The following is a 19632-nucleotide window of genomic DNA, read 5'->3' on the forward strand; positions in this document are numbered from 1 at the left end:
CCGCGCCGGCGCCGGCGGCCGCACGAACGACCCGGCGAACCGGTACGCGTCACTCGCCGCGCTCGCCGTGTCGACCGCCGCGGCAGCCCCGTCCCCGGCCCGGCGCGCGGCGTCGGCGGCCGCCAGCCGCAACCGGTACGCGTCGTCGCCGCGCATCCGGCAGCCCGCCACCGCCGCCGCCGACCGTAGCTCCACCGCACACCGTGCCGGGTCGTCGGCCAGCGCCGCGGCCTGCTCGTACAGCTCCTGCGACTCGCCGACCAGGTTGCGCTCGAAGCCGAGCCCGGCCAGCTCCCGGGCCAGCCGGTACGCCCTCGCACGCCGCGCCGGCCGACCCGCTGCCCAACCCAGCGCCGCCCGCAGCTCGTCGGCCACCGCGTCGAACCGGGCCCGCCAACCCGGACCGAGCACCGTCAGCTCGTCGGCCACCGCCAGGCACCAGTCCAGGTGCCGGTCCCGCGTCTCGGCCTCCGCGCCGGCCGCGGCGAGCCGCCGCACCCCGTACTGGCGGATGCTCGCCAACGCCCGGTACCCGGTGCCGCCGGCGACCGGCGTGACCTGCAGCAGGCTCTGCTCGGCCAGCCGCCCCAACCCGTCGGCCACCACATCGCCGGCAAGCCCGCACACCCGCGCCGCCGCCGGCACGGTGAACGGCGCGACGAACACCGACACCCGGTGCAGCAACCGCTGATCGGACGGCGTCAGCAGGTCGTGACTCCAGTCCAGCGCGGCCGCCACCGAGGCGTGCCGCGCCGCGGCCCGGTTCCCGCCCGCCAGCAACCGCAGCTGGTCGGACAACCCCGCCGTCAACCCGTCCAGCCCCAGCGTCGGCCACCGGGCCGCCGCCAGCTCGATCGCCAACGCCACCCCGTCCAGCCGGCCACACAGCGCCGCGATGCCGTCCGCCAGCTCCGGGCCCGGCGGCCGGCCGGCCGCCGCCGCGGCCCGCGCCACGAACAGCGCCACCGCCTCCGACTCCGCGCCACCGGCCAGCGACAGCGGCGGCACCGGATGCACCCGCTCGTACGGCGCCGACAGCGGCGCCCGGCTGGTCGCCAGCACCGTCACCCGCGGGCACGCCGCCAGCAGCCGCTCCACGAACGGCGCCACCCCGTCACGCACCTGCTCGCAGTTGTCCAACACCAGCAGCATCCGCCGATCGGCCAGATCCGCCAGCACCGAGTCGGCCATGCCCACACCCGGCCGCTCACCCAACCCGCACGCATCCGCCACCGCGGACGCCACCAGCCCCGGCTCGGTCACCGGCACCAGATCCACGAACCCGACCCCGTCGGCGTACCCGTCGGCCAGCTGCGCCGCCACCGCCAGCGCCAACCGCGTCTTGCCCACCCCACCCGGGCCGACCGCCGTCACCTGCCGGTGCCCGGCGACCAGCCGGGCCAGCTCCGCACCCTCCCGGCCCCGACCGACCAGCGAGGTCACCGGCTCCGGCAGCGGCACCCGCACGCCACCCGACCCGGCCGCCTGCCGGGCCAGCGCCCGCCGATCCGGCGCAGCCAACTTCCGCAGCAGCGACGACACGTGACTTTCCACGGTCCGTACCGAGATGACCAGCTCGGCGGCGATCTCGGCGTTGCTCAGATGCTCACCGAGCAGCCGCAACACCTCCGCCTCCCGGGCCGACACTGCCGCGCTCACCAGCCCATTCTCCCGTACCGCCGGTGACCGCCCCCGACTCCGTACCCGAATCCGTGGTCAGCACGGAGGCGCCGCACCCCACCCGCCGGCGATGCTGACCCCAGCCCACCGACAGGAGCACCGATGCCCACCATCCGGCCACACCACGTGGTCCCCGCCGCGTACCGGCCGGTGCTCGCCCACCGGCCCGTCCGGCGGCTGCTGGCCGGCCTCGCCGTCTCCTACCTCGGCGACGGCATGAGCTTCGTCGCCGTCGCCTGGCTCGCCCTCACCCTCGCCCCACCCGCCAGCGCCGGCCTGTGGGTCGGCGGTACCGTCGCCGCCTACACCCTGCCCGGCGTCGCCGGCGCGCTGCTGCTCGGCCGCCGCCTGCGCCGGCTACCCGCCCGCCGGCTCGTCACCGCCGACGCCGCTCTGCGCGCCCTGTTCCTCGGCCTGATCCCGCTGACCTGGGCGACCGGGCAGCTCACCCTGCCGCTGTACGCGGCGCTGCTCGCCGCCTCCTCGCTGCTGCACGCCTGGGGCAGCGCCGGCACCTACACCCTGCTGGCCGAACTGCTCCCCGAAGACCACCGGCTCGCCGCCAACACCCTGGTCAGCTCGCTGACCTTCGCCGCCACCATCGCCGGCCCCGCCCTCGCCGGGCTGCTCGTCACCCACCTGCACCCCGCGCTGGTCCTCGGCCTCGACGCGGCCAGCTATCTCGCCCTCGCCGCCGCCGTCCTGCACACCCGCCCCACCCGCTCCGCACCCCCCGCGCCCGAACCCGCCACCACCCACGGCGGAGCCCGACTGCTGCGCACCCACCCGCAACTGCTCGGCCTGCTCGCCCTCACCTGGCTGTTCAACCTGCTGTACGGCCCCGTCGAAGTCGCCCTGCCGCTGCACGTCACCGCCGACCTGCACGCCACCGGCACCCTGCTCGGCGCGTACTGGATGCTGTTCGGCATCGGCGCCCTGCTCGGCGGCCTGACCGTCGGCACCCTGCGCCGGCTACCCCTGTGGCCCACCACCCTGGCCATCGTGCTCGGCTGGGGACTGACCCTGCTGCCGTTCGCCGCCCACCTGCCCGTCGCCGCCACCATCGCCAGCTTCACCCTCGGCGGCGCCATCTACGGCCCGTTCGTCCCACTGTCGGTCACCCTGCTGCAGCAGACCGCCCCACCCCGGCACCTGGCCACCATGCTCGCCGCCCGCAGCGCCGTCCTGCTCACCGCCTCGCCCCTCGGCACCGCCCTCGGCGGGCCGCTGACCACCGCACTCGGCCCCGCCGACACCCTCGCCGCCTCCGGCCTCGCCACCGTCACCCTCGGTACCGCCGCCGGCGTGCTGCTGCTCACCCGCCGCCACCGACAGCCCGTCAGGAATCGAGAAGCCCGACCCGCCACCCGCACGTAGCGTCAACATCAGCCGTACGACCAGCACAAACAATCGGAGGAACCGCCATGAGCGAAACCCAGGGCATCAAGACCGTGCTGCACCCGGTGACCGACCTCGCCGCCGCCACCAAGGTGTACGCCGCACTGCTCGGCACCGCGCCCACCGCCGAAGCGCCCTACTACGTCGGATTCGACGCCAACGGCCAACACATCGGCCTGGTACCCAACGGCGCCCAGCAAGGCATGACCGGCCCCGTCGCCTACTGGCACGTACCCGACATCGAAGCCAAGATCGCCGAGGTCACCGCCGCCGGTGGCGCACTCGCCGAAGCCGCCCACGACGTCGGCGGCGGCCGCCTGGTCGCCACCGTCACCGACCCCGACGGCAACGTCCTCGGCCTGCTCCAGGACAGCTGACCCACACCAGCCAGGCACGATGGTACGGCCGCCGGCGACCCACCCGCCGCCGGCGGCCGGCCACCCACACGCACAGGGGGAGACGATGCGCACCGCCACCAGGACAGACCGCACGCCGCCAGCACGACACGTCGCCGACAGCCACGACCTGATCCGGGTACACGGAGCGCGCGTCAACAACCTGCGCGACGTCGACATCGAGATCCCGAAACGCCGCCTCACCGCGTTCACCGGCATCTCCGGCTCCGGCAAGAGCTCCCTGGTGTTCGGCACCATCGCCGCCGAATCCCAGCGGATGATCAACGAAACCTACAGCGCCTTCATCCAGGGCTTCATGCCCACCCTCGCCCGCCCCGACGTCGACGTCCTCGACGGGCTGACCACCACCATCATCGTCGACCAGGAACGCATGGGCGCCGACCCCCGCTCCACCGTCGGCACCGCCACCGACGCCAACGCCATGCTGCGCATCCTGTACAGCCGGTTCGGCACCCCGCACATCGGCTCACCCCAGGCGTTCTCGTTCAACGTCGCCTCCATCTCCGGCGCCGGCGCCGTCACCCTCGAACGCTCCGGCCAGAAGATCAAGGAACGCCGCAGCTTCAGCGTCACCGGCGGCATGTGCCCCCGCTGCGAGGGCCGCGGCAACGTCACCGACATCGACCTCACCCAGCTGTACGACGCGAGCAAGTCACTCGCCGACGGCGCCCTGACCATCCCCGGCTACAAGGCCGGCGGCTGGAACTACCGCCTCTACGCCGCCTCCGGCCTGGTCGACCCGGACAAGCCGATCCGCAACTACACCAAGAAACAACTGCACGACCTGCTCTACCGCGAACCGACCCGGATGAAGATCGAAGGCATCAACATGACCTACGAGGGGCTCATCCCTCGGGTCCAGAAATCGATGCTCAACAAGGACCCCGAAGCGATGCAGCCGCACATCCGGGCCTTCGTCGACCGCGCCGTCACGTTCGCCACCTGCCCCGACTGCCACGGCACCCGGCTGTCCGAGGCCGCCCGCTCGTCCACGATCAACGGCATCAGCATCGCCGACGCCTGCGCCATGCAGATCTCCGACCTCGCCGACTGGGTACGCGACCTGCACGAACCCACCGCCGCGCCGCTGCTCACCGCGCTGGGGGAGACCCTCGACTCGTTCGTCGAGATCGGCCTCGGCTACCTGTCCCTCGACCGACCCGCCGGCACCCTGTCCGGCGGCGAAGCCCAGCGCACCAAGATGATCCGGCACCTCGGCTCGTCGCTCACCGACGTCACCTACGTCTTCGACGAACCCACCATCGGACTGCACCCGCACGACGTGCAACGGATGAACACCCTGCTGCTTCGGCTGCGCGACAAGGGAAACACCGTCCTGGTCGTCGAACACAAGCCGGAAACCATCGCCATCGCCGACCACGTCGTCGACCTCGGCCCCGGCGCCGGCACCGACGGCGGCACCATCTGCTTCACCGGTACCGTCGACGACCTCAAACGCAGCGACACCGTCACCGGCCGCCACCTCGACGACCGCGCCAGCCTCAAACCCGCCGTCCGTACCGCCACCGGCACCCTGCCGGTCCGCGACGCGCACACCCACAACCTGCAGGGCGTCGACGTCGACATCCCGCTCGGCGTCCTCGTCGCCATCACCGGCGTCGCCGGCTCCGGCAAGAGCTCGCTGATCAACGGCTCGGTCTCCGGCCGCGACGGCGTCGTCACCATCGACCAGAGCCCCATCAAGGGCTCCCGGCGCAGCAACCCCGCCACCTACACCGGACTGCTCGACCCGATCCGCAAGGCGTTCGCCACCGCCAACGGCGTCAAACCCGCCCTGTTCAGCGCCAACTCCGAAGGCGCCTGCCCCACCTGCAACGGCGCCGGCGTCGTCTACACCGACCTGGCCATGATGGCCGGCGTCGCCACCACCTGCGAGGAGTGCGAGGGGAAGCGGTTCCAGGCCGCCGTCCTCGACTACCACCTCGGCGGCCGCGACATCAGCGAGGTACTCGCCATGTCCGTCACCGAGGCCGAGCAGTTCTTCGCTACCGGCGAATCCCGGGTACCGGCCGCCCACAAGATCCTCGGGCACCTCGTCGACGTCGGCCTCGGGTACCTGCGCATCGGCCAGCCGCTGCCCACCCTGTCCGGCGGCGAACGGCAACGACTCAAGCTCGCCACCCACCTCGGCGAGAAGGGCGGCGTCTTCGTCCTCGACGAACCCACCACCGGCCTGCACCTCGCCGACGTCGAGCAGCTGCTCGGCCTGCTGGACCGGCTGGTCGACGCCGGCAAGTCGGTGCTCGTCATCGAGCACCACCAGGCGGTGATGGCGCACGCCGACTGGATCGTCGACCTCGGCCCCGGCGCCGGCCACGACGGTGGCCGCATCGTGTTCGAAGGCACCCCGGCCGACCTGGTCGCCGACCGCAACACCCTCACCGGCCAGCACCTCGCGAGCTACGTCGGCGCCTGACCGGAGATATGTCCGGTTTCGTCCGCGGGAGTAGCCCGGGACGCGGGGGAGCACCAGCCCGTCCCGCGTCCCGGGCCATCGACGGGCCGGGCGCGCGCCGACGCGGTAGCGCGCAGGGCGGCGGCGCGTCCGCGGTACGCCGGATCGTCGACAGCGGCACACAGGCCGGGATTTCGACACATACACAGGTGACGCGGGAGCAGGCAACCCGTCGACGCGGGATTCTTCGAGTCGGTAATTCCCCCGCGTTGTCGCGTGGCGCCGATAATCGACATTATGTCATCTTGAGTAGCGCCGGCCCCCGGAAGGGGCTTCCCCGCTCACCCACGCACCGCGCGGACCAGGTACGTACCCGGCCACCGGGACGCCGCCTCGCCCGCGCCGTACAGCGCCGGTACCGGATGCTCGACGACCAGCTCGACACGCAGGCCGGCGTTCGCCAACGCGGTCACCACGTCACCCAGCGGCCACAGGAACGACACGAACGCACGTTCCGGCACCGCCGCCCTCGGTCGCCGACTGCGATCCAACTCCGCCACCGGCGTCGAACGGCCGAAGTAGCCGGTCACCGGCCGCAACGCGTCCGGCGCGCCGGCCGTCGCCTCCCACACCGGATGGTGCTCGTACAGCAGGAACCGGCCACCCGGCCGCAGCCGCCCCGCGACGATCGCTGCCCAGCGATCCAGGTCCGGCAGCCAGCAGACCACGCCGCTGCTCGCGTACACGACGTCGAAGTCGACCAGCTCGGGCGGCAGGTCGTACACGTCGGCCGCGACGAACCGTGCGGCCAACCCGGTCTGCGCCGCGCGCTCGGTGGCCAGCCGCACCGCCACCGCGCTGATGTCCACCCCGACCACTCGGGCCCCGCGTACCGCCCAGGACAGCGACTCGTTGCCCGACGCGCACTGCAGGTGCAGCATCCGCTGCCCGGCCACGTCCGGCAGCGCCTCGGTCTCGCAGTCGTCGAGGGTCGTGCCGCCGGCGGCGAAAAACGCGGCCGGCTCCGGTGGCCTGACCGGCGCGATCTGGTCCCAGGCGACGCGATTGTGCTCGGTGTACCCGCGGGTCCGGTCCATGCGGACGGACGCTAGCGACCGGATGGCCCCTTCGCGAGCGGATTGTCCCGGCGCATGCACAGCCGGGGCCAGCGGTCCAGCCCGTGCTCGGCTTCGGTGCGGCGGATCCGCCGCAGCCCCGGGGTCTCCTCCGCGCGGTCCAGATCGCGGAAGCAGAGCCGCCGGTAGTACGCCGCGTTCCAGGGCACGTCGCGGAACGTGGTCAACGTCAACGCCGGGAAGCCCGCGGCGTCGGCGGTGTCGATCAGTTGCCGGCCGAGGCCGCGGCGGGCGTACTCGGGCCGTACCGAGACCTGCTCGATGTGCAGGCTGCCGTCGACGGGCTCGGCCACCAGGTATGCCACCGGCTGCGGGTCGGCGGCGACCCACGCGTACCCGCCGGCGCGGTAACGTTCCAGCTCGTCGATCGAGAACGGCTCGTCGGCGGCGATCTCGGGCATGCCGATCGCGGTGAACTGTTCACCGGCGGCCCGCTCGATGTCCTGCAGGTTCGGCAGGTCGTCCCCGCTCGCGGGCCGGATCAGCATGCGTCTGCTCCCCTGGGTGCTCGGCTCGGGCCGGTCGGCCGCAGGCTAGCGGTGCGGACGGTTCCGAGCGAGCGAATTCGATCCCGTCACAGCCAGGACGAATGTCTATTTTGCGCGCATAATAACGCTTATGCGCGATTTCGGCGAGCGACTACCGCTTCCCCGGCCCGCGCCGGGAGTCGCCGACCGCGCTGCCCTACCGAGCAGGAAGCCCGATGCGGCGAACCGGCCCCGCGACGCTCGTTCCGGCCGGATGACCGACCGGCGCCGCTCCCCTACCGATCCGCCGCTGCGACCTCGTCGGTGACGGGTGCGCCCGTGCAGGCCACCGGTCCCCCGTCGGTGTCCGGGGCCGCGCCGGCGTGGTGCGGGTTCCACAGCGTGTCGGCGGTACCGGCGGTGAGGTGCCGCTCGTACACCCCGATCTTGTACCGGGTCTGCTCCAGCGCGCGGGTCAGCTCGGCGAGCCGGTCGACGACCCGGGCCTCGTGCTCGCGCAGCAGCGCGAGACGTTCCGCCTCGTTGCCGTCGCCGGCCCGGACCAGGTCGGTGTAGCGGCGGATCTGGTCGACCGGCATGCCGGAGGAACGCAGGCTCACGCAGATGGTCAGCCACTCCAGGTCGGCCTCGGTGTAGACGCGGCGGCCGGCCTGCCGCAGTACGGGGGTGGGCAGCAGGTTCTGTCGCTCGTAGAAGCGCAGCGCGTGCACGCTGAGCCCGGTACGTTCGGCGACCTGCCCGATGCTGAGCCCGGTCGTGTGCTCTCCGGTCATGCGCACGATGCTAGGTGGTGCCGGGCGGCTTCTCGGGCCGGCGACGGCGCGCTGGCGTCCGCTCGCGGCCACGACGCGTCGGCGCTCCCCTGCCCGGCGGTGATTGTGTCGTAGCCTCCGGCGACGATGATCATGTGACGGTGACGGTGACGAGCGTGGCGGCGGCGGTGGAGAGCTTCTTCGTGGCGCGGGCGCCGCGCAAGGACTCGCCGCACACGACGGCCGCGTACCGGCGGGATCTGGCGGCGGTGGCGGCGATCGTGGCGGAGCAGTTGGGTCGGGCGCCGGTGGTGTCGGATCTGTCGGCGCCGGTGTTGCGGGCGGCGTTCGCGGTGTTCGCGGCGGATCGGGCGGCGGCGTCGGTGGGCCGGGCGTGGTCGGTGTGGCGCACGTTCTGCGAGTTCCTGGTGGCCGAGGAGCTGTTGCCGGGCAATCCGATGTCGGGGGTGGCGCGGCCGCGGCGGCCGGAGCGGGTGCCGAAGCCGTTGCAGGGCGACGGTACGCCGGAGGAATTGTTGGCGGCGGTGGCGGCCGGGGCGCGGCGGGCGCGGGATCCGTGGCCGGAGCGGGATCTGGCGGTGCTCGCGGTGTTGTTGCTGACCGGGGTGCGTTCGGCGGAGTTGTTGGCGTTGCGGGTGTCGTCGTTGTCGGGTCGTTCGGGTGAGCGGCGGTTGGCGGTGGCGGGCAAGGGTGGCCGGTTCCGGTACGTGCCGGTGGAGGAGCCGCTGGACGTGTTGCTGTCGGGGTATCTGGCGTCGCGGCGGTCGCGGTTGGGTGCCCGGTCGGTGGTGCCGGGTGCGCCGTTGTTCGTGGCGGGGTCGGGTGCCGGGTTGACCCGCAGTCAGTTGCGTTATCTGGTGGAGCAGTGTTACCGGTACGCGGGGGTGCGGGATCGGGTGCAGCGGGGGGCGTTGGTGCACGCGTTGCGGCACACGTTCGCGACGCGGTTGGCGGAGGACGGTGCGTCGATCACGGAGATCGCCCGGTTGTTGGGGCACGCGTCGGTGGTGACGAGCGAGTGGTACATCGCGTCGACGGCGGTGGCGCAGCGGGAGGCGGCGCGGGCGAACCGGACGTATCGGGTGGTGGCGCAGTTGTCGGCGGATGCGGGTGGTCGTCGGGCGGAGGGTTGAGCCGCCGCGGCGTCGGTGGTGGTGGTCACGTACTGTGGGCGCGGCTCGGGGTTGTCGGACTGGTCGTCCGGTTCGGCGGGGCCCGGGTGGCCGGTGGTGTGCGGGTGGGTACCGCCGGTGGTGGTGTGGTTGGTGGGAAGCGACATCGTTGTGGCCGCCGGCCGGTCATAGTGTCACCCTGGAAGGGTTACCGTGCGTCGTGCGCCCCGGCTGGGTGGGGTCGTGTCGGTGGGCGGGAATCATTCGACGTCCCCGGTCGTTTCGATCGGTGGATTGTAACTACCTCGGAGGGAAGAGCCGACCATGGGCGAGCGGATGTTGCGCGGCAGCCGCCTGGGAGCCGTCAGCTACGAGTCTGACCGCAACACGGAGCTGGCACCGAGGCAGAACCGTGACTACGTCTGCGCCAGGAACCATCGGTTCACGGTGCCGTTTGCGGTGGATGCTGAGATCCCGATGACGTGGGAGTGCAAGTTCGACGGCACGGTGGCGAAGCTGGTCGACGGTGAGGAGCCGGAGCAGAAGAAGCAGAAGCCGCCGCGCACGCACTGGGACATGCTGTTGGAGCGGCGCAGCGTGGGCGAGTTGGAGGACATTCTCGCCGAGCGGCTGCAGGAGCTGCGGGCTCGGCGGGGTCGTACCGCCTGAGGGTTCGAGCGTTGTCGAGGCGGCGCATCCGGTTTCGGGTGCGCCGCCTCGCTGTGTTCGGTGCAGGCGATAACGGGTCGCTGGTGGCGGGGGTGGCGGTTAGCGTCGTCGGGTCGAGGACGTCCGGCGCGTGGGGTGAGACAGATGGCTGTTCGGGTGGGTGCGGTGCCGTTGGCGCCGCGGACGGTGTCCTGTTTCGTTCCTGACGTGAGGAATCCTCGACGTGGATCTGTCCCGTAAGTTCCATATTCGCGAGAGCAGTCATCGCATTCACAACCCGTTCACCGACGAGCAGTTGGCGACGTTGGGTCGGGTGTTGCGGCTTGCCCCGGGCAGCCGGTTGCTGGATCTGGCCAGCGGTTCCGGTGAGTTGTTGTGCACCTGGGCGCGTGATCACGGCAGCACCGGTACCGGGGTGGACATCAGTACGGTGTTCACGGCCGCGGCGCGGGAGCGTGCGGTGGAGTTGGGTGTGGCCGATCGGGTCACGTTCGTACACGACGACGCGGCCGGGTTCGTGGCGGCCGAGCCGGTGGCGGTGGCGTGCTGCCTGGGCGCCACCTGGATCGGTGGTGGCTTCGACGGTACGGTCGCGCTGCTGCGCCGCAGTCTGGCGGCGGGTGGGGTGATCGTGGTGGGCGAGCCGTACTGGCGGCGGGAGCCGACCGCGGAGGTCGTGGCCGGCTGCGGGGTGGGGCCGGACGAGGAGTTCCGGATGCTGCCCGACCTGCTGCGTCGGGTCGGTGAGCTCGGCTACGACGTGGTGGAGCTGGTGGTGGCCGACCAGGAGGGTTGGGACCGGTACGAGGCGGCGCAGTGGCACAACATCCGGGACTGGCTGGTCGCCAACTCCGACGACGAGTTGGCCGCGGAGCTGCGTGCCGAGCTGGCGACCGGGCCCGAGCGCTACGCCCGCTACCGGCGTGAGTACCTGGGTTGGGCGGTCGTGGCGATGATGCCGCGCTGAGCTGGTGTCGTGGTGCGCGTCCGGTGTGGCGGTCGGCAGCCGCGCCGGGCGCGTTCACCTCTGACGTGTTCTGTCGGTGCGGTGGGGTGTGATGGGTGGCGTGCCCGCCTCGCCCGAGTCGGGTTGACTTGAAGTTCGCATCAAGTTTTAGTGTTGCGCGGTCCGGTCGGAACGCCCGGCCGCGAGCAGGCAAGGAGCCCCACGGTGAGCATGGAATCGACCGCCTGGAGCCAGCTGTACCACGTGCGGCACCAGCAGCAGGCCAGGCCGTTCTCGGCCGCCACGCTGCGTCGGGTGTTGGCGTTCGCCCGGCCGCACCGGCGGCGGGTGCTCGCCTACCTGGTGCTCAGCGTGGTCACCGCGGTCACCGCGGTGCTGACCCCGATCCTGGCCGGCCGGGTGGTGGACGCGATCGTCGGGCACGCGTCGCGGGGGTTGGTGGTCGGGCTGGCGTTGGCGATCGCGGCGATCGCGGTCACCGAGGCCGGGGTGGGCATCGCGTCCCGGCTGCTGTCGGCGCGCATCGGCGAGGGGCTGATCCTGGACCTGCGCACCACCGTGTACGACCACGTGCAGCGGATGCCGATCGCGTTCTTCACCCGGACCCGGACCGGGGCGCTGGTCAGCCGGCTCAACAACGACGTGCTCGGCGCGCAGCGCGCGTTCTCCGACACGCTGTCCGGGGTGGTCAGCAACATCGTGACGCTGATCCTGACGCTGGCCGTGATGCTGACCCTGTCCTGGCAGGTGACGGTGCTGGCGCTGGTGTTGCTGCCGATCTTCGTGCTGCCGGCGCGGCGGATGGGGCGGCGCATCGCGCAGCTGGGCCGGGAGGCCGCCGACCACAACGCGGCGATGAGCAACCAGATGACCGAACGGTTCTCGGCGCCCGGCGCGACCCTGGTCAAGTTGTTCGGCCGGCCGGACCGGGAGTCGGCCGAGTTCGCCAGCCGGGCCCGCCGGGTGCGCGACATCGGGGTGCGTACCGCGATGGTGCAGTGGGTGTTCGTCGCGGCGCTGACGTTGGTGTCGGCGCTGGCGTTGGCCCTGGTGTACGGGGTGGGCGGGGTGCTGGCGCTGGCCGGGACGCTGCCGGCCGGTGCGGTGGTGGCGCTGGCGTTGCTGCTGACCCGGCTGTACGCGCCGCTGACCTCGTTGGCGTCGGCGCGGGTGGAGGTGATGAGCGCGCTGGTCAGCTTCGAGCGGGTGTTCGAGGTGCTCGACCTCGAGCCGCTGATCGCCGAGCCGGCGGTGCCGGCGCAGCTGCCGGACGGGCCGGTGTCGGTGGAGTACGACCGGGTCGAGTTCGGCTACCCGGCGGCCGAGAAGGTGTCGCTCGCGTCGCTGGAGGAGGTGGCCCGGTTGGACGAGCGCGGCGGCGAGACGGTGCTGCACGACGTGTCGTTCACCGCCGCGCCGGGGCAGCTGGTGGCGCTGGTGGGTTCGTCCGGCGCCGGCAAGTCGACGCTGGCCTCGCTGCTCCCCCGGCTGTACGACACCGACGGCGGCGCGATCCGGCTGTCCGGGGTGGACGTGCGGGAGCTGTCGTTCGACACGATCCGCGGCGCGGTGGGCATGGTCACCCAGGACGGGCACCTGTTCCACGAGTCGGTGCGGGCGAACCTGCTGCTGGCCGCGCCGGGGGCGAGTGACGCGGAGCTGTGGGACGCGCTGCGCCGGGCCCGGCTCGACGAGCTGATCGGGTCGCTGCCGGACGAGCTGGACACCGTCGTCGGGGAACGCGGGTACCGGCTGTCCGGCGGGGAGCGGCAGCGGCTGACGATCGCCCGGCTGCTGCTGGCCAAGCCGCGGGTGGTGATCCTGGACGAGGCGACCGCGCACCTGGACTCCACCTCGGAGGCGGCCGTGCAGGAGGCGCTCGGTGAGGCGCTGGCCGGGCGTACCGCGATCGTGATCGCGCACCGGTTGTCCACGATCCGCGCCGCGGACGTGATCCTGGTGGTGGAGGACGGCCGGATCGTCGAGCGCGGCAGTCACGCCGAGCTGCTCGCCGCGGACGGCCGGTACGCGCAGCTGCACGCGACCCAGTTCGCCGACGTCACGGAGACGGCGGCCTGACCGGCGCCGGTGGCCGGGCCCGCACCGACGGGCCCGGCCACCGGTCGCTCACTTCGCGGTGCCGAGGTGGCGGGGCAGGAACTGCTCGTCGACGCCGACCCAGCGCACCCGGCGGTGGTCGCCCGGGTTGGCGTGCAGTGTCTTCTCCGCCGAGCCGAACGCGTCGAACAGGTCGAGACAGGACCGCCGGTCGACGTACTCGTCGTCCCACGGCAGCAGGAACTGCACCGGCACGGTGATCCGGCGGGCCGCGGCGAGTTGCTGCTCGTACACGAAGAAGCCGCCGCCGAAGATCGCCGCGCGGATGCGTGGTTCGGCGGCGGTCAGCGGGATGCCGATGGCGGTACCCAGCGAGATGCCGCCGCCGTAGCCGACCGGCGTGTCGGCGCCGATCTCGGGCAGCTGTTGCAGGGCGTCCAGGGTCGCCTGCCACTCCGGTACCGCACGCTGCGCCAGATCGAGGGCGTAGCGGACGCTGACCGACTCGAACCGGTCGGCGTCGCCGCCGGCGACCGCCTCCCGCATCCCGGTCCGGGCCCGCTCGTCGTCGGCGCTGCGCGGGCGCTGGCCGTGGCCGGGCGCGTCGATCGCGGCGACCGTGTAGCCGTGCGCGGTGACCAGGGTGCGGGCCCGGGCCGCCTGGGCCGGTGTCTTGGCGTGCAGGCCGCCGCCGTGGCCCATCAGCACCAGCGGTGCGTGCGGGGAGCCGGTGGCCGGCGACCAGAGCACGCCGGGGATCTCACCGATGAGGAAGTCGCGCTCGACCACGCCGTCGGACGAGGTCTGCGCGGTGAAACGAACAGGATGCATGGTTGGTGCCTTTCGCCGAGTGCCTTGTCCGCGAGGCTCCCCGGCGGCGACCACCTCAGCCGCGCGACCGTGACGACGAGGGGAGCACCCACTTCGATCGAACGTTCACGGGTCTCACCTCCTCGCGTGCTGCCACAGTCGCGGTGAGGCTACCCGCCCGGGCGCCGGCCGGCCACCGAATTCGTCCGGCCGGCGCCCGGGGCCGGTCACCGGCGTCCGGCGAGGCGCCGAGGGCGGCTGGCTGCCGGGGCCGACTCGGTGCGGGCCAGGGCGATGATCGAGGCGGCCAACAGCACCATCCCGAGCACGCTCGCCGCGCCGAGCCGTTCGCCGAGCACGGTCACCGCCAGTACCGCCGCGCACAGCGGTTCGGTCAGCGTGACCACCGCGGCGGTGGCCGCCCGCATCGCGCCGGTGCCGGCGAAGTACAGCGGGTATGCCACCGCCGTGGTCACCACCGCCACGTAGCCCAGCAGCAGCGCCAGCTGGCCCGGATGGGCGGTGTGCGGTACCGGACCCGACAGCCAGGCCAGCGGGGCGAGCAGCGCCGCCGCCACCCCGAACGACACCAGCGTCAGCGTGTACGGGTCGGCCAGCCCCCGCCGCCCCAGGTCCCGGCCGACCAGGGTGGTCGCCGCGTAGCCGGCCGCCGAGGCGAGCGCGAGGCCGACACCCGACACCGCGACGGTGCCGGACCCGCCGCCGGCGACCAGGACCGACAGGCCCGCCACCGCACCGGCCACCGCCGTGACACCGCCGGCGCCGAGCCGCTCGGCGAGCAGCAGCCGGCCACCGACCGCGGCCAGCACCGGCGCCGCGCCGAGCGTGACGACGGTGGCCACCGCGACCCCGGTGTGCTGCACGGCGGCGAAGTAGGCGGCCTGGAACAGCGCCATCCCGGCGCCGGCGACGGCCAGCAGCCCGGTCCGCCGCCGGCGGTCGCCTGGTGCCGGGTGTACGCCGGGGCCGTGCGCCGCGGCACCCGCCGGCAGGCCGCGCGGCCGGCGGCGCAGGCGCAGCAGGCGCAGCCGGCGCAGCGCGACGAAGGGCGCCAGTACCGCGATCGCGCCGAGCAGCCGCCACAACGACACCGCGATGGGGCCGGCGTCGCCGAGTTGGAAGATCAGCGCCACCGCGACGCCGGTGGTACCCCAGCAGGTACCGGCGATCGCCAGCGCCGCGATCCCGCGGCCGGGTCCCGCGGTGGAGGGTGAGGTGGGCAGCGTCGAGCGCCGCCCGCAGGTCGAGGACACGATGCGTTCTCCCGCACGTGAGAAGGGAAGTCTTCACCGTCTGCGGGCACGAACAGGCGGCGCACCGGGCCGGGCCCGGGTGCGCGTCGGGCAGCCCGCGTCAGCGGGCCGGAGGCGACAGGATGCCGGAACGCATCCCGCCACCCTAGGCGGATGTCGCCATGGCCAGCCACCCGGTACGGCCGGCGCACACCAGCCAGCCATGCGGGCGCACCCAGCTCGGCAAAACGGCTGGACCCACCGCCGGTGCCCGCCTACCGTCCGGCAGGCGGGCAAGCCCGCACCTCTCGAGTTCCGTCACGGACAGGACGTTTCGTTGAGCGACACGCCGGATCTGGGCCCCGCACCGCAACGCATCAGCGTGACGGCCGAGCAGGTGCGTCGGCTGGTCGAGCACCAGTTCCCGCACTGGGCCGGGCTCGCCGTTCGCCCCGTGGCCAAGGGCGGCTGGGACAACCGCACCTTCCACCTCGGCACCGACATGCTGGTGCGGCTGCCCAGCGCCGCCGAGTACGCGCTGGCGGTGGAGAAGGAGCACCGGTGGCTGCCGGTGCTCGCCGACCAGCTCCCGCTGCCGATCCCCGTCCCGCTGGCGCAGGGGCGACCGGACCCGCACTACCCGCACCCGTGGTCGGTCTACCGGTGGCTCGACGGCGTGACCGCTGCCGCCGACCGGATCGCCGACCCGGTCGGCTTCGCCGTCGAGCTGGCCGACTTCCTGGCCGCGCTGCAGCGCATCGACCCCACCGGCGGCCCCCGGCCCGGCGTGCACAACTGGTTTCGCGGCGGCCCGCTGCGCACCTACGACCCGCTGGCTCGCCGAGCGCTGAACGAGCTGGCGGGCGAGATCGACGTGGCGCTCGCCGCGCAGATCTGGGCGGACGCGCTCGACACCGGCTGGGACGGGGTGGACCGCTGGTTCCACGGCGACGTCGCCGAGGGCAACCTGCTGCTCGCCGGCGGGCGGCTGGCCGCCGTCATCGACTTCGGTACCTGCGGCGTCGGCGACCCGGCCTGCGATCTGGCCATCGCCTGGACGCTGGTGACCGCCGCGGGCCGGGCGGCGTTTCGGCACCGGCTGGCGGTGGACGAACCGACCTGGGCGCGCGGGCGCGGCTGGGCGCTGTGGAAGGCGCTCGCGACCTGTGCCGGCAGCCGCCACGACCCCGCGGACGCCGACGAGTTCGCCGCCTCCCGCCGGGTACTGGCGACGATCCTCGCCGAGTACCGGGAGCACCGATGATCGTGCTGCGGCCCGACCACGACGGCGACGCCGGGCGGTGGCGGTCCTGGCGGACGGCCCGCGACGGGCACCACGAGATCGCGCCCCGGCTGTCCGGGCCGGTACTCGACCTCGGCTGCGGGTGCCGGCACCACGGCATCGCCGCCGACCGCGCGGAGCGGGTACCGGCGCCGCTGCGGCTGACCGAACGCGGCATGCTGGTGTCCGCGACCAGGGCCCGCCGGTGACCGGCCGGGCGCACGACGACCGGGACGAGGGCCGCCGGTGAGCGCACGGATGCACGCGGACCAGGTGGACCTGACCGAGGCGGCGGTGGCCGCGCTGGTCGCCGAGCAGTTCCCGCGGTGGGCGGCGCTGCCGGTACGGCGGGTCGGCTCGCACGGCACCGTCAACGCCCTGTACCGGCTGGGCGACGAGCTGGTGGCACGGTTCCCGCTGCGGCCCGACGACGGGGCGGAGCTGCGCGCCGAACGAGACCACGCCCGGCTGCTCGCGCCGCACCTGCCGATGCCGGTACCCGAGACGGTCGGGATCGGCGGCCCTGGTGCCGGCTACCCCGGGGCCTGGTCGGTGTGCCGCTGGCTGGCCGGCGACTCGGCCGACCGGCGGCCACCCACCGACCGGGCCCGGCTCGCGACCGACCTGGCCGGTTTCGTGGCCGCGCTGCACGCGGTCGACACCGGTGGGCGGGCCGCCGTCACCGCCGGCCGCGGCTCGACACTGTCCACTCTGGACGACGAGGTGCGGGCCGCGCTGCGCGACTGCGCCGAACTGGTCGACACCGGGCGGCTCACCCGGATCTGGGACGACTGCCTCGCCGCCGACCCGTACCGCGGTCCGGGCGCCTGGCTGCACGCCGACCTGATGCCGGGCAACCTGCTGCTGCGCGACGACACCCTGGTGGCGGTCCTCGACCTGGGCACCGTACGGGTCGGCGATCCGGCGGTCGACCTGATGCCGGCGTGGAACCTGTTCGACGCCGACGCCCGCGCCCGCTACCGGGACGTGCTCGGGGTCGACGACCAGACCTGGCGGCGCGGCCGGGGCTGGACGTTGCTGCAGGCCATCGTCGCGCTGCCCTACTACGTGCACACCAACCCGGTGATGGCCGACACCGCCCGCCGTACCCTGGCCGCGCTGCTCGCCGAGTGAGCCGGCCCCCCTGCGCTGTCGCCGCCGGGGCCGCCGCCCGAGGCAGGGGCTGCGCGCCCGCGGCGGCAACACCACCGGGACGGCGCCGCCGCCGGACCACCGCCGCGGTGTTCTCCGCCGGGGGTGCGGTTCGATCGAGGCGGCGTGCGGGCGGCGTGCGAAACTGTCGGGGTCGATGGATTCGCGCGCGGCAGCGCGCCCGACCGGGGAGGTGAGACCCGTCAACGCACGGTTCGACAGGGTGCCTCCGCGAGCTGCGGCACCGGCCCGGTGACCCCGGGCGGGCACCCGGACGCATCCACCGGAAGGTCCTCATGCCCGTCCCACCACCGTCCGAGCTGGTCGCCACCCTGCGCGCCGCTGGCTGCGTGTTCGCCGAGGACGAGGCGCGGCTGCTGTGCGCCGCCGCCGACAGCCCCGGCGAGCTCGACACGCTCGTCGCCCGCCGCGTCACCGGCGTACCGCTGGAGCAGGTGCTCGGCTTCGTCGAGTTCGCCGGCCGCCGGCTCGCCATCGCGCCCGGCGTGTTCGTCCCCCGCCGGCGCACCGAACTGCTCGCCCGGCTCGCCGCCGACGCCGCCCCGCCCGGCGGCGTGCTGGTCGAGCTGTGCTGCGGCGCCGGCGCGGTCGCCGCGGTGGCCGCCGCCGACCCGACCCTGTCGGTACACGCCGCCGACATCGACCCGGCCGCCGTCGCCTGCGCCCGCCGCAACCTGCCGACCGGGCAGGTGTACCAGGGCGACCTGGACGCGCCGCTGCCGGCCGCGCTGCGCGGCCGGGTCGACGTGCTCGTGGCGAACGCGCCGTACGTGCCGTCCGACGAGATCGGGCTGCTGCCGCCCGAGGCACGCGAGTACGAGCCGCTCGCCGCCCTGGACGGCGGGCCGGACGGGCTGTCGGTACAGCGTCGGGTCGCCGCGGCCGCACCGCGCTGGCTGGCGCCGGGCGGGCGGCTGCTGATCGAGACCGGCGCGCACCAGTCGGCCGGTACCGCCGCCGCGATGACCGCCGCCGGCCTGACCACCGCGGTGGTCGCCGACCCGGAACTGGCCGCCACCGTCGTCGTCGGCGTCCGTCCGGGCCGCGCCGAACCCCGCTGACCGGCCCTGCGGCCCGACCAGCCGCGGTCTGTCGGGGACGGCGCGCAGAATGGTCGGGTGCCCGAGGGAGACACGGTGTGGCTGCACGCCCGGCAGCTGGACGCGGCGCTGGCCGGCGCGGTGCTGACCGGCACCGACTTCCGGCTGCCGGCGCTGGCCACCGCCGACCTCACCGGCTGGACCGTCCAGGAGGTGCGCAGCCGCGGCAAGCACCTGCTGATCCGGACCGTCGCCCCGGACGGCCGGCGCGCGAGCCTGCACTCGCACCTGCGGATGGACGGCACCTGGCGCATCTTCCGCCCCGGCGAACGGTTCCGCGGGGAGCCGACACACACCATCCGGGTGGTGCTGTCCACGGCCCGTTCGGTGGCGGTCGGGTACCGGCTGCACGACGTGACGCTGCTGCCCACCGCCGACGAGTCCCGGCTGGTCGGGCAGCTCGGCCCGGACCTGCTCGGCCCGGACTGGGATCCGGCCGAGGCGGTCCGCCGGCTCGCCGCCCACCCCGACCAGCCGATCGGCGCGGCGCTGCTGGACCAGCGCAACCTCGCCGGCATCGGCAACCTGTACAAGTGCGAGCTGCTGTTTGTCCGGGGCGTCTCGCCGTGGGCGCCGGTGTCGGCGGTGCCCGACCTGCCCGCGCTGGTCGAGCTGGCGCACCGGACGCTGCTGGCCAACCGGGACCGCTGGGCGCAGAGCACCACCGGCTCGCTGCGCCGCGGCGACACCACCTACGTGTACGGGCGGCGCGCCCAGCCGTGCCGGCGCTGCGGCACCCCGATCCGGCGCGACGGCACCGGCGAGCGCGTCACCTACTGGTGCCCGTACTGCCAACCCGGCCCCGCACCGACCTGACCCGCACCGCCGCGACGTGACCCGCACTCCGACGTCGCCCGTACCGCCGCGACGCGCCGGCGCGGCCGCGCCGGCCGGCACCGCT

Annotated in this window: 18 protein-coding genes; 12 read left to right on the top strand and 6 right to left on the bottom strand. The window is 73.8% G+C overall.

Translation table 11 applies throughout. The annotated features are described in order from the left end of the window. On the bottom strand, positions 1-1659 hold a 1659-nt coding region (locus NUM_RS23630; RefSeq protein ID WP_225918800.1), incomplete at its 3' end, for an ATP-binding protein. A 123-nt stretch (positions 1660-1782) separates the two neighbouring features. Between NUM_RS23630 and NUM_RS23635 the strand changes: the two genes are divergently transcribed. The 3 genes from NUM_RS23635 to NUM_RS23645 all read left to right on the top strand — a co-directional run bounded on the left by NUM_RS23635 (position 1783) and on the right by NUM_RS23645 (position 5931). Further along, positions 1783-3057 (top strand): MFS transporter, encoded by a 1275-nt coding sequence (locus tag NUM_RS23635; RefSeq protein WP_207127118.1) that lies wholly within the window; start codon positions 1783-1785, stop codon positions 3055-3057. Positions 3058-3104: 47 nt separating this feature from the next. Further along, complete coding sequence (locus NUM_RS23640; protein ID WP_207127119.1) at positions 3105-3455, top strand: VOC family protein; 351 nt, start codon at positions 3105-3107, stop codon at positions 3453-3455. An 85-nt stretch (positions 3456-3540) separates the two neighbouring features. Further along, positions 3541-5931, top strand: a complete 2391-nt coding sequence (locus NUM_RS23645) for an ATP-binding cassette domain-containing protein (RefSeq protein ID WP_207127120.1) — start codon at positions 3541-3543, stop codon at positions 5929-5931. A gap of 320 nt (positions 5932-6251) precedes the next feature. On the opposite strand, the gene NUM_RS23650 is transcribed toward NUM_RS23645, so the two are convergent. From NUM_RS23650 to NUM_RS23660, 3 genes are all read right to left on the bottom strand, one after another. Then, complete coding sequence (locus NUM_RS23650) at positions 6252-7007, bottom strand: class I SAM-dependent methyltransferase (protein WP_207127121.1); 756 nt, start codon at positions 7005-7007, stop codon at positions 6252-6254. A gap of 11 nt (positions 7008-7018) precedes the next feature. Then, a complete protein-coding gene (locus tag NUM_RS23655) occupies positions 7019-7534 on the bottom strand; it encodes a GNAT family N-acetyltransferase (protein WP_207127122.1) in 516 nt (171 codons plus the stop codon). Positions 7535-7809: 275 nt separating this feature from the next. Next, a complete protein-coding gene (locus NUM_RS23660; RefSeq protein ID WP_207127123.1) occupies positions 7810-8307 on the bottom strand; it encodes a MerR family transcriptional regulator in 498 nt (165 codons plus the stop codon). Between the two features lie 146 nt (positions 8308-8453). Here NUM_RS23660 and NUM_RS23665 point away from each other — a divergent pair, with 146 nt between their 5' ends. The 4 genes from NUM_RS23665 (at position 8454) to NUM_RS23680 (ending at position 13134) form a co-directional block, all read left to right on the top strand. Then, complete coding sequence (locus tag NUM_RS23665) at positions 8454-9440, top strand: tyrosine-type recombinase/integrase (RefSeq protein ID WP_370467042.1); 987 nt, start codon at positions 8454-8456, stop codon at positions 9438-9440. Between the two features lie 303 nt (positions 9441-9743). Then, positions 9744-10088, top strand: a complete 345-nt coding sequence (locus NUM_RS23670) for an RNA polymerase-binding protein RbpA (protein ID WP_030446028.1) — start codon at positions 9744-9746, stop codon at positions 10086-10088. Positions 10089-10311: 223 nt separating this feature from the next. Continuing rightward, entirely contained in the window at positions 10312-11055 is a 744-nt protein-coding gene (locus tag NUM_RS23675; RefSeq protein WP_225918802.1) for an SAM-dependent methyltransferase, read from the top strand. A 210-nt stretch (positions 11056-11265) separates the two neighbouring features. Continuing rightward, positions 11266-13134 carry an ABC transporter ATP-binding protein gene (locus NUM_RS23680; protein WP_207127132.1) on the top strand — a complete coding sequence of 623 codons (1869 nt, stop codon included), beginning with the start codon at positions 11266-11268 and terminating at the stop codon, positions 13132-13134. A 48-nt stretch (positions 13135-13182) separates the two neighbouring features. Here NUM_RS23680 and NUM_RS23685 read toward each other — a convergent pair whose 3' ends face one another. Then, on the bottom strand, positions 13183-13944 hold the full coding sequence (locus tag NUM_RS23685) for a dienelactone hydrolase family protein (protein WP_207127125.1): 762 nt from the start codon (positions 13942-13944) through the stop codon (positions 13183-13185). 206 nt (positions 13945-14150) lie between these two features. After that, complete coding sequence (locus NUM_RS23690; protein WP_207127126.1) at positions 14151-15197, bottom strand: DMT family transporter; 1047 nt, start codon at positions 15195-15197, stop codon at positions 14151-14153. 316 nt (positions 15198-15513) lie between these two features. On the opposite strand from NUM_RS23690, the gene NUM_RS23695 reads away from it, so the two are divergent. The 5 genes from NUM_RS23695 (at position 15514) to NUM_RS23715 (ending at position 19547) form a co-directional block, all read left to right on the top strand. Then, positions 15514-16440 (top strand): aminoglycoside phosphotransferase family protein, encoded by a 927-nt coding sequence (locus NUM_RS23695; RefSeq protein ID WP_225918803.1) that lies wholly within the window; start codon positions 15514-15516, stop codon positions 16438-16440. Beyond that, positions 16437-16667 carry a hypothetical protein gene (locus tag NUM_RS23700; RefSeq protein ID WP_207127128.1) on the top strand — a complete coding sequence of 77 codons (231 nt, stop codon included), beginning with the start codon at positions 16437-16439 and terminating at the stop codon, positions 16665-16667. Before NUM_RS23695 ends, NUM_RS23700 begins: the two co-directional genes overlap by 4 nt. A gap of 37 nt (positions 16668-16704) precedes the next feature. Next, positions 16705-17592 carry an aminoglycoside phosphotransferase family protein gene (locus tag NUM_RS23705; protein ID WP_225918804.1) on the top strand — a complete coding sequence of 296 codons (888 nt, stop codon included), beginning with the start codon at positions 16705-16707 and terminating at the stop codon, positions 17590-17592. Positions 17593-17906: 314 nt separating this feature from the next. After that, on the top strand, positions 17907-18692 hold the full coding sequence (locus NUM_RS23710; protein ID WP_207127129.1) for a putative protein N(5)-glutamine methyltransferase: 786 nt from the start codon (positions 17907-17909) through the stop codon (positions 18690-18692). Between the two features lie 57 nt (positions 18693-18749). Beyond that, complete coding sequence (locus tag NUM_RS23715) at positions 18750-19547, top strand: Fpg/Nei family DNA glycosylase (RefSeq protein ID WP_207127130.1); 798 nt, start codon at positions 18750-18752, stop codon at positions 19545-19547. The last annotated feature ends 85 nt before the right edge of the window (positions 19548-19632 follow it).

Source organism: Actinocatenispora comari, from assembly GCF_017312725.1.
GTDB lineage: Bacteria > Actinomycetota > Actinomycetes > Mycobacteriales > Micromonosporaceae > Actinocatenispora > Actinocatenispora comari.